We start from the raw sequence: 13,818 nt of genomic DNA, 5'->3' as shown, positions 1-13,818 counted from the left end.
ACCTGACAACAGCTGTAGTCACTTCGCCGACCCGCCGAGGAGCCGCGATGAGCAGGGACGCACCGGAGCCGCTGGGGCCGGACTCGCTGACCTGGAAATACTTCGGCGACTGGCGCGGGCTGCTGATCGCGCTGTGGGCCGGGTCGATGCAGAACATGCACCCGGGGCTCGGCGCGGGCGTCGAGCAGCATTCGAAGTTCTTCGAGGAACGCTGGCAGCGGCTGTTCCGTTCGCTGTACCCGATCGGGGGCGTGGTCTACGACGGCCCGCTCGCGCACCGCACGGCGCTGGAGGTGCGCGGCTACCACGACCGGATCAAGGGCGTGGACGCGCGAGGCCGCCGCTACCACGCGCTCGACCCGGACACGTATTACTGGGCGCATTCGACGTTCTTCGTCAGCACGATCTTGATCGCCGACAATTTCATGGGCGGCATCGGCGAAGAGGAAAAGCGCACGCTGTTCGACGAGCACGTGCGCTGGTGGCGGATGTACGACATGACGATGCGGCCGGTGCCCGAGTCGTGGGAGGACTTCCAGCGGTACTGGAAGCACATGTGCGCCGAGGTCCTGGAGGACAACAAAGCCACGCGCGACGTCCTCGACCTCCGCGGCATCGCGAAACCGCCGTTCCTGCCGTGGCTGCCGGACGCGCTGTGGAAACCGGTCGCGAAGATCATCGCGAAACAGTTCGTGTGGCTGACCGTCGGGATGTACGACCCGGAAGTGCGCGACCTGCTCGGTTTCCGCTGGACCGGGCGGGACGCGCGGCGGCACCGGCGCGTCGGCAAGCTGATCAACGCGGTGTTCACGCTGGTTCCGCACGATCGCCGCTACCATCCGCGGGCACGGGCGGGCTGGCGGCGCGCCCGCGGCGAACTGGCCCCGGGGACGCCGCCGGTCGAAACCCCGCGCCGCAATCTTCCCCCGCTCGCCGAGCGCGGGAAACCGGAGCACTACTCGCCGGACGTGCCGTGAAGGACTCCCCGCGGGAATCTGATTCCCGCGGGGAGTCCTTCACGGGCTTCGAGATCAGGAGGGCTGGATGAAGCTGGGCTTTCACCTCGGGTACTGGGGTAGCGGGCCGATCCCGGGCGCGCGGGAATCCGTGCTCGAAGCCGAACGGCTCGGGTTCGACTCGGTGTGGTCGGCCGAGGCGTACGGGTCGGACGCGTTCACGCCGCTGGCCTGGCTCGGCGCGGCGACCAGCCGGATCAAGCTCGGCACCAACATCGTGCAGATGTCCGCGCGCACCCCGACCGCGACGGCGATGAGCGCGCTGACCATGGACCACCTGTCCGGCGGCCGGTTCGTGCTCGGGCTGGGCGCGTCCGGCCCGCAGGTGGTGGAGGGCTGGTACGGCCAGCCGTATCCGAAGCCGCTGGCGCGCACGCGCGAGTACGTCGAGATCGTGCGCAAGGTCTTGGCCCGCGAGGAACCGGTGACCATCGACGGGCAGTTCTTCCAGCTGCCGCTCAAGGGCGGGTCCGGACTGGGCAAACCGCTCAAGCCGACCGTGCATCCGCTGCGCGCCGACCTGCCGATCTACCTCGCCGCCGAAGGCCCGAAGAACGTCGCGCTGGCCGCGGAGATCTGCGACGGCTGGCTGCCGCTGTTCTTCTCGCCCAAGTCCGACGGCTTCTACCGGGCCGCGCTGGAAGAGGGTTTCGCCCGCCCGGGCGCGCGCCGGAGCCTGGCCGATTTCGAGGTGGCCGCGTCGGTGCCGGTGATCGTGCACGACGACGTCGAGGAGGCGGCGAGCTGGATCAAACCGCCGCTGGCGCTGTACATCGGCGGGATGGGCGCGAAGAGCGTGAACTTCCACCACGACGTGTTCGCCCGGCTCGGGTACGCGGATGTCGCGGACAAGGTGCAGGAGCTGTACCTGGCCGGCCGCAAGGAGGAAGCGGTCAAGGCGATCCCGACGTCGCTGGTCGAGGACACTTCGCTGATCGGGCCCCCGGAGAAGATCCGGGAGGAATTGGCCGCCTGGGAGGCCACGGTGGTGACGACGCTGCTGCTGCGCGGGGACGCGGGGTCGTTGGCCCGGGCGGCGAAAGCGCTGTCCTGAGGAGAGAAGCTCGTGAGTGCCTTTCCCGGTTAGAACCGCGACAGGCACTCACGACGGCGTAGTCGGCCCGGTACTGCCGGTGCATCACGACGGTGGCACGATTCCTCCCGACCACTACCGGGAACCGGCGAAGATCCATTAGGCATGCGTTCGTCGTTCCGCCCTCGAGGAGGACCTTTGGCGTCGCTGTCCCGCCGCACGAGATTCCGCTACTCGCTCGGCTCCTTCGTCACCGGCGGGTTCGGCACGGTGCCGGGGCTGCTCCTGCTGCCGTACCTCACCGATACGATGGCGGTGCCCGCCGCGGCGGCCGGGATCATCGTGTTCGTGCCCAAGGCGTGGGACGTGGTCTTCAACCCGGTCGCCGGGCGGCTGTCGGACGCCGACCTCGCGCGCAGCGGCAGCAGGCGGCGGTTCCTGCTGCGCGGCGGGCTCGGCGTCGCGGTCCTGTTCTTCGCCCTGTTCGCGCATCCCGGCTTCGGTACGCCGCTGTGGGACGCGACGTACGTCGTCGTGATGTTCTTCCTGTGCGCCACCGCGTACGCGTTCTTCCAGGTGCCGTTCAACGCGCTTCCGGCCGAGCTGACCGATTCCGCCGAGGAACGCACGAAACTCACCAGCGTCCGGATCGGCGTGCTGGCGGTCGCGGTGCTGGTGTCCGGCGGCGGCGCCCCGGCGATCACCGACCTGCTGCCCGGCGTGGCGGGCTACCGGGTGATGGGCCTCGTGATGGCGGTGATCATCCTGGCCGCCACGCTCGGCGTCTACTTCGGCCTGAAGGGCGCGCCGGTCGGCTCGCTGCGGCCCAACACCGTGCGGCTCAAGGAATTGGCGCGCACCATCGCGCAGTGGCGTTCGTTCCGGTGGCTGATGGGCGTCTATTTCATCCAGGCGCTCGGCATCGGCACCGTGCTGGCCGCGATCCCGTACTTCGCGCAGCACGTCCTGGGCGACCCGAGTTACCGCACCTACCTGTTCGTGGGGTTCGTCGGCCCGGCGCTGATCACCATGCCGGTCTGGCCGCGGCTGGGCGCGCGCTGGGGCAAGCTCGCCGGGTTCCGGATCGCCACCACGTCGTTCTTCGTCGGGCTGGTGGCGATGTACTTCGCCGACCGGCTCCCGTTCGCCGCGACGCTGGTGTTCGTGGCGCTCGCCGGCGTCGGGTACGCGGGCATTTCGGTGTTCCCGCTGGCGATCCTGCCGGACCTGATCAGCGCCGAGGAGGAGCGGACCGGCGAAACCAGGGCGGGCGTCACGGCCGGCGTGTGGACCGCGTCCGAGACCCTCGGGCTCGCGCTCGGGCCGGGGCTGTTCGGGCTCGTGCTGCAGGCCGGGAGCTACGTGTCGAGCACCGGCACGACCGCCGTCCCACAGCCGCCCTCGGCGATCACCGCGATCGTGCTCGGCGCGTCGGTGCTGCCCGCCGTGCTGATCGCGCTCGGCATCCCGCTGCTGCGCCGTTCGGTCCTGGAACGGCCGGCGTGACCGACGTGCTGGCGCGGCTGCGCGAACTCCGCTCCGGCGACCTGCCGACGCACGGCGGCCGCACGCTGGCCTACGTGTACGACAGCGGGCTGTCCGAAGTAGACGAAATCGCCGCCGCCGCGCACGCGCTGGCCAGTTCGGCCAACGGGCTCGACCCGACCGCGTTCCCCAGCCTGCTGCGGATGGAGAACGACCTGGTCGCCCGCGCGGCCGGACTGCTCGGCGGCACGCCGGACACCGTCGGCACGGTGACGTCCGGCGGCACCGAATCGTGCCTGCTGGCGGTCCTCGCCGCCCGCGACGCCCGGCCGGACGTCGCGTCTCCGTCGATCGTGCTTCCGGAAACCGCGCACGCCGCTTTCCACAAGGCCGCGCATTTGTTCGGCGTGCGGAAGATCGTGGTACCGGTCGATCCGGACACCTTCCGTGCGGACCCGGCGGCGATGGCCGCGGCGATCGACGATTCCACCGTGCTCGTCGTGGCGAGCGCGCCTTCGTACGCACACGGCGTCGTCGATCCGATTTCGGAGATCGCCGCCGCCGCTTCGGCACGCGGGGTGCGCATGCACGTCGACGCGTGCATCGGCGGCTGGGTGCTGCCGTACTTCGCGAAGCTCGGCGCGGACTTGCCGCCGTTCGACTTCCGCGTTCCGGGCGTCACCAGCATTTCGGTGGACCTGCACAAATACGCCTACTGTGCCAAGGGCGTCTCGGTGCTGCTGCACGCTTCGGCGGAACTCCGGCGGACGCATTTCTTCGCGAGCGCGGCCTGGCCCGGGTACACGATGCTCAACCCGACGCTGCAGAGCACCCGCTCCGGCGGCCCGCTCGCCGCCGCGTGGGCCGTCGTGCACCATCTCGGCGAGGACGGCTACCTCAAGCTGGCCTCGCGTGCGCGGGAGGCCGTCGAGCGGATTCGTGCTGGTGTAGCGGGGATTCCGGGCTTGCGCGTGCTGGGCGATCCGGTGTCGACGCTGGTCGCGTTCACCGGCTCGGACGGTTTCGACCTGTTCACCGTCGCCGACGAGATGAAGGCGCGCGGCTGGTACGTCCAGCCGCAGTTCGCGCACGGGACTTCTCCGCTGAACCTGCATCTCACCGTCACCGCCGCGAACCACGGCAGCGAGCCGGAATTCCTCGCCGATCTGGCGGCTTCCGTCGAGGCAGCGCGGGCGGAAGGCCCGGTGCGGGTCGATCCGGACGTCGCGGCGTTCGTGGCCGCACTGGACCCGGAAACGCTGACGGCCGAGCAGTTCGGCGGCTTGCTCGCCGCGGCGGGCCTGACCGGCGGCGACGGGCTGCCGGAGCGGATGGCGCCGATCAACGCGCTGCTGGCCGCCGCGCCGGAACCGTTGCGGGAGCGGCTGCTGGTGGAGTTCCTCGGAGCGCTGTACACGCCGTCTCCGCAGTAGCGCAACCGAACGGCCAGTGGGGTTCGGCCGTCCGGCGCGACCAGCGAAACGGCGCGCGCTGCGCTATCCGGCCGGGAGGACGTTCAGAGGGTGCGCCCGAGGAGCGGCAGCAGCCGTTCCCCGTGACGGTGCAGACCAGCGGAATTGAACGCGTCGGTGTCCGCCATGGTGAACCCGTGGACCGTGCCGGGATAAATCTCGGACGTGCAGTTCACCCCTGACGCATCGAGAGCCTCGTTGAGTTCGCCGAGAGTCTCCGGCGTCAGGTCCGATGCGGCATGGCCGAAATGCGCCTGAGCAGTGATCCGCGAGAAGCTCTCGGACCCCGCCGCGCCCACCGGCGCGTGGAATGCCGCCACAGCCGCCACCTGATCCGGATGCGCCGCGGCGGTGCGGACGGCGAGAAGGCCGCCGATGCAGTAGCCGGTCACCCCGACCGGACCGGTGCTGACTTCGGGCTGGGCGGTGAGAAATCCGAGGTAAGCGCTGGCGTCGCGCAGGACCAGTTCGGGGGTGTGCGCTTCGATCAACGGCAGCACGCGCGAACAGTCCGGGGCGCTCGTCTTCGCCGATGAGCTCCGGAAGTTCGAGCACTGGCGCGGGGCGCGCCGGGGTGCTGCTTGCCGTCGTCAGGGAACACGGCGAAGGCGTCCGCGACACCGTCGGCGGTGGGGATCTGGACAGTCTTGTCGGGGATGAATTTCTCCTGTCGTCGTTGAGGTTTCGGTGCCAACGACGAAGGAGGAGGAGCCCGCGCGGCGCTCAGAAGAGCGCCGGGTAGCCGATCCGTGAGTGGCGCGAAGCCGTCCCGGTAGTCATCGCGGCCCACCTTATCCCAGCGCTCGCGATGGGCGGGCTAGTCCTGATGGAAGTACCGCTTTCCCCGCGACGCGGACGCCAGCGCGGCGACCAGCGCCATCGCCGCGGCCGCGACGAAGACCGTGACCAGTCCGTCGTGGAACGGCCCGGAGATGAGATTGGGGAAGAACTCCTTGCCGGTCAGCGCCGCGGAATCGGCGGGGGAGAGCTGATTGAGCAGCCCGGGTCCGACCAGATGCGCGACCGGGTTGCTGCCGAGGAACGCGGCGAAGAGGGTGCTCACCGGCGGCAGCTGGGCGATGTTCGCGGCGACGTCCGCCGGGACGCCGTGCGCCTGGAGCCCGCCGGTCAGCGTCGAAGGCAGCGAACCGGCCAGCCCGGCGATCATCAGCGAGAAGAACACGCCGATGGACAGCGACGTCCCGGAATTCTGGAACGTCGAGCGCATGCCGGAGGCGACGCCGCGCTGGTTGTCCGGCACGCTGCTCATGATCGCCGAGGTGTTGGGCGCGGAGAACATGCCCTGCCCGATCCCGCTCAGCACGAGCAGCAGCGCGAACGCCGGATAGCTGAAGTCCACCGGCAGCGCGAGCAGCCCGAGGAACGACCCGGCGACCAGGAGCAGCCCGCCGGTGGAGAACAGCCGCGCGCCGAACCGGTCGGAGAGGAAGCCGGACACCGGGCCGGCGATCAGGAACCCGGCGGTGAGCGGCAGCAGGTAGATCCCCGCCCACAGCGGGGTTTTCTCGTAGTCGTAGCCGTGCAGCGGAAGCCAGATCCCCTGCAGCCAGATGATGAGCATGAACTGCATCCCGCCGCGCGCGATCGCGGTGAGCAGCGCGGCGAGGTTCCCGGCGGTGAACGCGCGGATCCGGAACAGCGAGAGCTGGAACATCGGCGACGGCACCCGGGTCTCGATCACGCAGAACCCTGCCAGCAGCGCGATGCCGGCGCCGAGCCCGCCGAGCACCCAGGGGTTGCCCCAGCCGGTCGCCGCGCCGCCGTAGGGCTGGATGCCGTAGGTGATCGACGCGAGGATGACCGCGGTGCCGAGGGCGAAGGTGACGTTGCCGCCCCAGTCGATCCGCGCCCGTTGCGGACGGCTGATCTCGCGGAGGCTGCGGATCGACCAGACCGTCCCGAAAATGCCGAACGGCACGCTCACCCAGAACACCGCGCGCCAGTCGAGTTCGGCCAGCAGCCCGCCCGCGACCAGGCCGAGGAACTGCCCGGCCAGCGCGGTGATCTGGTTGACGCCCAGGGCCATTCCGCGCTGCTCGCGTGGGAACGCGTCGGTGAGGATCGCCGCGGAGTTCGCGGTGAGCATCGAGCCGCCGACCGCCTGCACGACCCGCCAGCCGATCAGCCACAGCGCCCCGCCGCCCGCGTGGAACGGGTCGAACGACAGCGCCACCGAGGCGACGCTGAAGATCACGAAGCCGACGTTGTACATCCGGACGCGGCCGAACATGTCGCCGAGCCGCCCGAGCGTCACCACCAGGACCGCGGACACCAGCAGGTAGCCGAGGATCATCCACAGCAGGTAGCCGATGTTGGCCGGGGCCAGCGGATCCAGGCCGATGCCGCGGAAGATCGCGGGCAGCGAGATGATCACGATCGACCCGTCCAGCGCCGACATCAGGACGCCGAGCGTGGTGTTGGAGAGCGCGACCCACTTGTAGCGCCCGCCGCGGCGCGTCTGGGTGTCCATCGTCCGATCCGCCACAATCAACAGCCTAGACTGATAAACCTAGCCTGTTCAACTCGTGCGAAACGGGTATCCCGGACGAACCATCCTGGTAGCGGCGCGCTCCTGGTTGCCTTCTCCCTCCTCGCCGACGATGGGGCGAGAGAGAAGGAGGATCCGGTGAAAGCTGCCGTGCTCAAGGAATTCGGGCGTCCGCTGTCGGTCGAGGAGGTCGCGGAACCGGTGCCGGGCACCGGGGAAGTCGTTGTGGACGTCGTCGCGGCGCCAGTGCTGCACTACACCGCCGAGGTGATCAGCGGCGTCCGGCGGTATCTCCTCGACCTGCCCGCGATCCTGGGCACCGGCGCGGTCGGCCGCGTGCGTTCGGCCGGTCCGGACGCGACGAAACTCCGGCCGGGCGACTGGGTCCGCTGCGATCCGACAGTCCGCTCCCGCGACGACGCGGTTACGCCGGACATCGTGCTGCAGGGCCTGACCGCCCGCGGCGACGGAGGATTGGCTTTGCAGCGCCACTTCCGGAACGGCGGCTTCGCTGAGCGGATCATGGTCCCGACCGAGAACGCGGCCCCGCTGGGCGAGATCGACGAGGCCGACGCCGGCCGGTGGGCAGCTCTCGGGATGTGCTTGGTGCCCTACGGCGGCCTGCTCGACGGCGGACTGCAGCCGGGGGAGACAGTGCTGGTCAGCGGTGCGACCGCGCGGCGATGCGGGCGGCTGCGGCGGGACCGGTTGATCTGGTGCTGGATCTGCTGCCGCCGTCGGCTTCGGTCGCCGCCGTGCGCGCGGCCGCGATGACGGTCCGGGAGTTCGGCCGCGTGGTGCTGATGGGCGGGGTCGGCGACGAACTGGCGCTGCCGTATCCGTGGCTGATGCTGAACAGCGTGACAGTGCGGGGCCGGTGGATGTATCCGCGCGACGCGGTGCCGAAGCTGATCGCGCTGGCTCGGTGCGGACTGCTGGACTTGACGCAGTTCGAGGTGGACGAGTTCGCGCTGTCCTCGGCGGGCGAGGCGGTGGAGCACGCGGCCGAGGCGGGCGGACGGTTCCGGCTCACGGTGCTGCGGCCGTGAGCCGGATCCGTCCTCAGTGGACGTGAACCGGTTCCCACTCGGGGAACGGGTCGTTGGCGGCGACAGCGTCGGACAGGCAGCTTTCGAGCGCGTCGAGCAACGCGGCGTGCTCGAGACTGACACCGATGAACACCAGCTCCTGCCGGGGTTCGTCGGCGACTCCCTGCGGCTCGAACCGTGCGACGCTGCCCGCCTGCGACCACAGGCCGAGCGTGCCCGAACGGGTGCTGAGGCTGAAGAACCCCTTCGACCGCAGCACCGTGCCGAACTCGCCGGAGTCGAGCCGCGTCGTCACAAACTCCCACAGCCGCACCGGGTCGAAAGCGCGGGCGGAGCGGAAGACGACGCTGGAAATGCCGTACTCCTCGGTCTCCGGCACGTGGTCGCCGTTCAGTTCCGCCACCCAGCCCGGTGCTTGCCGCGCTCGTTCGGCGTCGTACCGGCCGGTGCCGAAGACCCGCGCCAGCGGCACCCGGCCGAACTCGGCGGGCACGACGTCGGCGGCCGGGTTGAGGCGGCGCAGCGAGGCGAGCAGCCGGTCCTTTTCGGACGGAGCGACCAGGTCGGTTTTGTTCAGCAGCAGCACGTCCGCGAACTCGATCTGGTCCATCAGCAGGTCGCTGACCGTGCGTTCGTCGCCTTCGTACTGGTCCAGGCGACGCTCGGCGAGGCTGTCCCCGCGGGCCAGTTCCCGAGCGAAGTTCGCCGCGTCCACCACGGTGACCATCGTGTCCAGCCGCGCCGACGACAGCACCGGGGAGCCGTCCTCGGCGGGGAACGAGAACGTCGCGGCGACCGGCATCGGCTCGGAGATCCCGCTGGACTCGATGAGCAGATGGTCGAACCGCCCGTCCTCGCAGAGCCGGGCGACCTCGTCGAGCAGATCCTCGCGCAGCGTGCAGCAAATGCACCCGTTCGTCATCTCGACCAGCCGCTCCTCGGTCCGCGACACGCTGTCCCGCACGAGCGCGGCGTCGATGTTGACCTCGCTCATGTCGTTCACGATAACCGCGACCCGCAGGCCGTCGCGGTTGGCCAGGATCTCGTTGAGCAGCGTCGTTTTGCCCACACCCAGGAATCCGGAAAGGACAGTGACCGGGACGCTCACCGCTCGAGCCGCTGAAAGTGCTTGATCAGCTTGCGCGGCACCAGTTTCCGCTTGCCGTCGACGACGATCGGCACCAGGTCCGGCACCGCCGCCTTCCACTGCGAGCGGCGGGACCTCGTGTTGCTGCGCGACATTTTCCGCTTGGGGACGGCCATCAGTGCGCACCTCCGCTCTTGCGCTGCCCGTAGCGGCGGTGGAACTTCTCGACCTGGCCCGCCGAATCGAGGATCCGCTGGGTGCCGGTCCAGAACGGATGCGACCACGCGCTGATGTCCACCGTCACGAGCGGGTAGGTGTTCCCGTCGGACCATGCGATCGTGCGGTCGGAGGTGGCGGTGGACCGGGTCAGGAACGCGTCGCCGGTCGACGAGTCCTTGAAGACCACCGGGTGGTAGTCGGGGTGGATGCCGGGTTTCACAGGGTTTCGTCCTTCTGGTTGGCGGCGTTCGCGTGCCGGTCGGGTTCTTCGGTTTCTTCGCAGGGGTCCTCGTGCCAGTCCCCGAACGGATCGGGGTACTCGCGCCAGGCGGCTTCGCCTTCGGCGAGTTCGGCGTCGGTGAGCAGGGCGGCTCGCAACGCGCTCTCGATCTCCGCCGGAGCGGCCTGGTCGGTGACGATCACTAGCTCCTGCGCACGGTCGCCGTGCATCGGGTCCCAGCGCAGCGAGGCGAGCGTGCGGCGTTCGGGGGAGACGTCGGCCCAGTCCGGTCCGTCCGGCGAGGCGAGCCACGGCCCGGCGTGCCCGATGCCGAGCCCACCGCCCGCCGATTCGATCCAGAACGCGACGTCCGGCTGGCTCGCCACCCAAGCCCGGCCGCGGGTGCGGACCACGCCGTCGAGCAGCAGGTCGATCGCCTCGTGCAGCCGCTCCGGATGGAACGGGCGCTGCGCGGTGAACCGCAGCAGTTCGATCCCGCAGTCCGGATGCAGGGGCGGGGCCCCGCGCAGCAACGCGCCGTGCAGGTCGGTGACCTCGCCGCGGCGCGCGTCGGCCGGGATCGCGGCGAACAGCCCGGCGGCGTCGGTGCGGGCCAGCTCGACCCGCGGGACGGACGGCGCGACCCGGTCCAGCACGGCCGAGGATTTGGCCGCGCACCAGGCGTCCGGTGCGGCTCCGGCGAGCACGAGGACGTCCGCGGATTCCACTTGGGACAGTGCGACCTGCGCGACCGTCCGCTCGTCCTCGGGGCTGCCGTGCAGACCGCGTTCGGCGAGCAGGTCGTCGCCGGTGACGTCGGCGAGCCAGGTCGCGCAGTCGAGCACGGTGAACACCGCTTCGAGTTCGACGTCGTCGCTCACCGGGCGGTCGCCGACCAGGACGTTGCGGATCGCCCAGCTCACCGGCTCCGGCTCCATCGCCTCGTCCAGCCGCACCACGATGCGGTCGACCTGCGGCATCCGGGCCAGCCGGCGCAGCAGCGGCAGCAGGTCCTCGCGCAGCGTGCAGTTGACGCAGCCGTGCGCGAGTTCGAGCGGCGTCAGCTCGTCGCGGCCGCGCAGGCGGATCCGGCGGCGCACGATGCCGGATCCGATGTCGCGGAGGTCGTGGTGGACGACGGCGGTGCCGGGGCTCGCTCGGAGCAGGAGCGCGGCGAGGGCGTCGGCTTGCCTGGTGCGGGCGATCCCGCCGCAGAGCACGAGCGGGACACGCGGACGTAGGGGCACTGGATCTCCAGACGACGGGTCGGGGTACGGTGGCGAGCGTAGTTGAACATGAATGTCACTATCAACTTGGGAGGGTCCGTGTCAGCCGTGTGCCAGGTCACCGGCCGCGCGCCGGGCTACGGCAAGCAGGTCTCGCATTCGCACCGCCGCACGTCGCGCCGGTGGGAGCCGAACCTGCAGACGCGCCGCTACTACGTGCCGAGCCTTGGCCGCACCGTGCGGCTCAAGGTGTCGGCGAAGGGCATGAAGACGATCGACAAACACGGCATCGAGGCCGTTGTCGCCGGTCTCCTGGCGAAGGGGGCGAAGTTCTAGATGGCGAAGAGCACCGATATCCGGCCGATCATCAAACTGCGGTCGACCGCGGGGACCGGCTACACGTATGTCACCAAGAAGAACCGACGCAACGACCCGGACCGGATGGTGTTGCGCAAATACGACCCGGTGGCGCGCAAGCACGTCGAATTCAAGGAAGAACGCTGATGGCGAAAAAGTCGAAAATCGCGAAGAACGAGCAGCGGAAGGTGATCGCCGCGCGGTACGTGGAACGCCGGCGCGCGCTCAAGGCGGTGATCGCATCGCCGACCGCGTCGGCCGAGGAGAAGGCCGACGCAGTGGTTGCACTGCAACGGATGCCGCGCGACGCCAGCCGCACGCGCATCCGCAACCGCGACGCCGCCGACGGCCGTCCGCGGGGATACCTGCGCAAATTCGGGCTGTCGCGGGTGCGCATGCGGCAGATGGCGCACAACGGGCAACTGCCCGGCGTTTCGAAGTCGAGCTGGTGAGCGCGATGCCTAAACCGGACCGGACGCCGCGCCGTCGCCCGAACCCCTTCCATGCGGCCGGAATCACCACGGTGGACTGGAAAGACGTCGACCTGCTGCGGAAATTCATCTCCGACCGCGGCAAGATCCGAGCCCGCCGGGTCACCGGACTGACGCCGCAGCAACAGAAACAGGTGGCGACGGCGATCAAGAACGCGCGGGAGATGGCGCTGCTGCCCTACCCGACGGCGGCGAGGAGCTGAAACGGAGGCGCGGCTGGGCGGACGCGGGGCTCGTCCAGCCGCGCCCGGATCCGTCGGGTGAACTGCCGGAAAGGGACAGTCGGCACCGTCGTTCCGAGATCTGTCAGTGGCATGACCCACACTCGGCGTGCGAAAGCGGCACCCCGCCCATAACTCCGCCTTCCTTCCCTCCGCTGCCCTGAACGAGGAGCTTCGCGCCGCTGTTAGATTCCCAGCATGGACGACCCGCACTACCTTTCCGGCCTGAACCTGACCGGCCGCCGCGTCGTGGTGTTCGGCGGCGGTTCCGTGGCCCAGCGCCGGCTGCCCCGGCTGATCAGCGCGGGCGCCCGCGTCGAACTGGTGTCGCCGCACACGACGCCGTCGGTGCAGGGGATGGCGGACGCGGGGGAGCTGGTGTGGCATCAGCGCCGCTACGCCGAGGGCGATCTGCGCGCCGCTTGGTACGCGCTGGCCTGCACGAACGACCCGGAGACCAACGCCGCGATCTGCGCCGAGGCGGAGCGGGAACGCGTCTTCTGCGTCCGCGCCGACGAGGGCGAGTCCGGCTCGGCGGTGACCCCGGCGACCGGACGGCACGGCGGTCTCCTGTTCGGCGTCCTGTCCGGCGGAGAACCGCTCCGCTCGGCCGCGGTCCGCGATTCGATGCTGGACGGCCTGCACGCGGGCACCATCGAGGACGGCCGCCAGCCGTATCCGGAAGGCACGTTGCCCGGGGTCGCGCTGGTCGGCGGCGGGCCCGGCGACCCGGACTTGATCACCGTCCGCGCCCGGCGGCTGCTGTCGCGCGCCGACGTCGTGGTCGTCGACCGGCTCGGACCGCGCGAGCTGCTCGACGAGCTCGCGCCCGAGGTCGAGGTCATCGACGCGGCGAAGATCCCGTACGGCCGCGCGGCGAGCCAGGACGTGATCAACCGGACGCTCATCGAGAAGGCCAAGGAAGGCAAGTTCGTCGTCCGGCTCAAGGGCGGCGACCCGTACCTGTTCGGCCGCGGGTTCGAAGAGGTCCAGGCGTGCGCCGAAGCCGGCGTGCCGGTGACCATGGTCCCGGGCATCACCTCGGCGTTCGCGGTGCCCGCGGTGGCGGACGTCCCAGTGACGCACCGCGGGGTCGCGCACGAGGTGGTCGTCGTGTCCGGGCACGTCGCGCCGGGGGACGAGCGGTCGCTGGTGGACTGGTCGCTGCTGGCCCGGATGCGCGGGACGATCGTGCTGATGATGGGCGTCGAACGGCTGCCGAAGTTCGCCGCCGCCCTGCTCGAAGGCGGCCGTCCGGGCGACACGCCGGTCGCGGTGGTCGAGGACGGGACGATGCGGACCCAGCGCGTGCTGCGGTCCACGCTCGCCTCGGTGGCCGAGGAAGCGGAGGCCGCGGGCGTGCGGCCGCCCGCGGTGATCGTGTTCGGCCCGGTGGCCGGTCTGGACCGGAACCAAGCGGGATAACGCAGACA

At 70.3% G+C, this 13,818-nt stretch carries 17 protein-coding genes; 11 read left to right on the top strand and 6 right to left on the bottom strand.

All coding sequences use genetic code 11. The features are described 5' to 3' along the window. The first annotated feature begins 47 nt into the window (after window positions 1-47). From ATK30_RS42270 to ATK30_RS42255, 4 genes are all read left to right on the top strand, one after another. On the top strand, window positions 48-977 hold the full coding sequence (locus ATK30_RS42270; protein ID WP_101440273.1) for an oxygenase MpaB family protein: 930 nt from the start codon (window positions 48-50) through the stop codon (window positions 975-977). A gap of 67 nt (window positions 978-1,044) precedes the next feature. After that, on the top strand, window positions 1,045-2,070 hold the full coding sequence (locus ATK30_RS42265; RefSeq protein ID WP_101440272.1) for an LLM class F420-dependent oxidoreductase: 1,026 nt from the start codon (window positions 1,045-1,047) through the stop codon (window positions 2,068-2,070). Between the two features lie 177 nt (window positions 2,071-2,247). Then, window positions 2,248-3,555: an MFS transporter gene (locus ATK30_RS42260; RefSeq protein WP_101440271.1), complete on the top strand. Its 1,308-nt coding sequence runs from the start codon at window positions 2,248-2,250 to the stop codon at window positions 3,553-3,555. Further along, on the top strand, window positions 3,552-4,967 hold the full coding sequence (locus ATK30_RS42255) for a pyridoxal phosphate-dependent decarboxylase family protein (protein WP_101440270.1): 1,416 nt from the start codon (window positions 3,552-3,554) through the stop codon (window positions 4,965-4,967). The genes ATK30_RS42260 and ATK30_RS42255 overlap by 4 nt, the downstream gene beginning before the upstream one ends. A gap of 83 nt (window positions 4,968-5,050) precedes the next feature. Here ATK30_RS42255 and ATK30_RS42250 read toward each other — a convergent pair whose 3' ends face one another. Both ATK30_RS42250 and ATK30_RS42245 read right to left on the bottom strand, forming a co-directional pair. Further along, window positions 5,051-5,506: a dienelactone hydrolase family protein gene (locus ATK30_RS42250; protein WP_244194888.1), complete on the bottom strand. Its 456-nt coding sequence runs from the start codon at window positions 5,504-5,506 to the stop codon at window positions 5,051-5,053. A 317-nt stretch (window positions 5,507-5,823) separates the two neighbouring features. Next, the gene (locus ATK30_RS42245) at window positions 5,824-7,497 is read right to left on the bottom strand and encodes an MFS transporter (RefSeq protein ID WP_101440269.1); all 1,674 of its coding nucleotides are present in this window, start codon (window positions 7,495-7,497) and stop codon (window positions 5,824-5,826) included. A gap of 156 nt (window positions 7,498-7,653) precedes the next feature. Between ATK30_RS42245 and ATK30_RS42240 the strand changes: the two genes are divergently transcribed. Both ATK30_RS42240 and ATK30_RS46720 read left to right on the top strand, forming a co-directional pair. Continuing rightward, on the top strand, window positions 7,654-8,289 hold the full coding sequence (locus ATK30_RS42240; RefSeq protein ID WP_244194887.1) for an alcohol dehydrogenase catalytic domain-containing protein: 636 nt from the start codon (window positions 7,654-7,656) through the stop codon (window positions 8,287-8,289). Further along, a complete protein-coding gene (locus ATK30_RS46720) occupies window positions 8,232-8,564 on the top strand; it encodes a hypothetical protein (RefSeq protein WP_244194886.1) in 333 nt (110 codons plus the stop codon). Before ATK30_RS42240 ends, ATK30_RS46720 begins: the two co-directional genes overlap by 58 nt. Before the next feature lie 13 nt (window positions 8,565-8,577). Here ATK30_RS46720 and ATK30_RS42235 read toward each other — a convergent pair whose 3' ends face one another. The 4 genes from ATK30_RS42235 to mrf are packed head-to-tail and all read right to left on the bottom strand — an operon-like array spanning window position 8,578 to window position 11,337. Next, window positions 8,578-9,672, bottom strand: a complete 1,095-nt coding sequence (locus ATK30_RS42235; RefSeq protein ID WP_101440268.1) for a GTP-binding protein — start codon at window positions 9,670-9,672, stop codon at window positions 8,578-8,580. Next, on the bottom strand, window positions 9,669-9,827 hold the full coding sequence (rpmF, locus tag ATK30_RS42230) for a 50S ribosomal protein L32 (protein ID WP_101440267.1): 159 nt from the start codon (window positions 9,825-9,827) through the stop codon (window positions 9,669-9,671). The genes ATK30_RS42235 and rpmF overlap by 4 nt, the downstream gene beginning before the upstream one ends. Then, entirely contained in the window at window positions 9,827-10,090 is a 264-nt protein-coding gene (locus ATK30_RS42225; RefSeq protein ID WP_101440266.1) for a type B 50S ribosomal protein L31, read from the bottom strand. Before ATK30_RS42225 ends, rpmF begins: the two co-directional genes overlap by 1 nt. Continuing rightward, on the bottom strand, window positions 10,087-11,337 hold the full coding sequence (mrf, locus tag ATK30_RS42220) for a ribosome hibernation factor-recruiting GTPase MRF (protein WP_101440265.1): 1,251 nt from the start codon (window positions 11,335-11,337) through the stop codon (window positions 10,087-10,089). The genes ATK30_RS42225 and mrf overlap by 4 nt, the downstream gene beginning before the upstream one ends. A gap of 78 nt (window positions 11,338-11,415) precedes the next feature. Between mrf and rpmB the strand changes: the two genes are divergently transcribed. The 5 genes from rpmB to cobA all read left to right on the top strand — a co-directional run bounded on the left by rpmB (window position 11,416) and on the right by cobA (window position 13,810). Continuing rightward, complete coding sequence (gene rpmB, locus ATK30_RS42215) at window positions 11,416-11,652, top strand: 50S ribosomal protein L28 (protein ID WP_101440264.1); 237 nt, start codon at window positions 11,416-11,418, stop codon at window positions 11,650-11,652. Then, window positions 11,653-11,820 (top strand): 50S ribosomal protein L33, encoded by a 168-nt coding sequence (rpmG, locus tag ATK30_RS42210; RefSeq protein WP_005149953.1) that lies wholly within the window; start codon window positions 11,653-11,655, stop codon window positions 11,818-11,820. After that, complete coding sequence (gene rpsN, locus ATK30_RS42205; RefSeq protein ID WP_101440263.1) at window positions 11,820-12,125, top strand: 30S ribosomal protein S14; 306 nt, start codon at window positions 11,820-11,822, stop codon at window positions 12,123-12,125. Before rpmG ends, rpsN begins: the two co-directional genes overlap by 1 nt. Further along, window positions 12,122-12,367: a 30S ribosomal protein S18 gene (rpsR, locus tag ATK30_RS42200; RefSeq protein ID WP_101440262.1), complete on the top strand. Its 246-nt coding sequence runs from the start codon at window positions 12,122-12,124 to the stop codon at window positions 12,365-12,367. Before rpsN ends, rpsR begins: the two co-directional genes overlap by 4 nt. 216 nt (window positions 12,368-12,583) lie before the next feature. Beyond that, window positions 12,584-13,810 carry a uroporphyrinogen-III C-methyltransferase gene (gene cobA / locus ATK30_RS42195; RefSeq protein WP_101440261.1) on the top strand — a complete coding sequence of 409 codons (1,227 nt, stop codon included), beginning with the start codon at window positions 12,584-12,586 and terminating at the stop codon, window positions 13,808-13,810. Window positions 13,811-13,818 lie beyond the last annotated feature (8 nt).

The organism is Amycolatopsis echigonensis (genome assembly GCF_002846615.1).
GTDB classification, from domain to species: domain Bacteria; phylum Actinomycetota; class Actinomycetes; order Mycobacteriales; family Pseudonocardiaceae; genus Amycolatopsis; species Amycolatopsis echigonensis.
The sequence above is the reverse complement of the archived record's forward strand: the minus strand, read 5'-3'. Positions and strand labels throughout refer to the sequence as shown.

Coding starts and splice junctions, on each gene's coding strand:
- ATK30_RS42270 (WP_101440273.1), top strand. CDS start 48: ATGAGCAGGGACGCACCGGAGCCGCTGGGGCCGGACTCGCTGACCTGG.
- ATK30_RS42245 (WP_101440269.1), bottom strand. CDS start 7,497: ATGGACACCCAGACGCGCCGCGGCGGGCGCTACAAGTGGGTCGCGCTC.
- cobA (WP_101440261.1), top strand. CDS start 12,584: ATGGACGACCCGCACTACCTTTCCGGCCTGAACCTGACCGGCCGCCGC.
- rpsN (WP_101440263.1), top strand. CDS start 11,820: ATGGCGAAAAAGTCGAAAATCGCGAAGAACGAGCAGCGGAAGGTGATC.
- rpmF (WP_101440267.1), bottom strand. CDS start 9,827: ATGGCCGTCCCCAAGCGGAAAATGTCGCGCAGCAACACGAGGTCCCGC.
- rpmG (WP_005149953.1), top strand. CDS start 11,653: ATGGCGAAGAGCACCGATATCCGGCCGATCATCAAACTGCGGTCGACC.
- ATK30_RS42265 (WP_101440272.1), top strand. CDS start 1,045: ATGAAGCTGGGCTTTCACCTCGGGTACTGGGGTAGCGGGCCGATCCCG.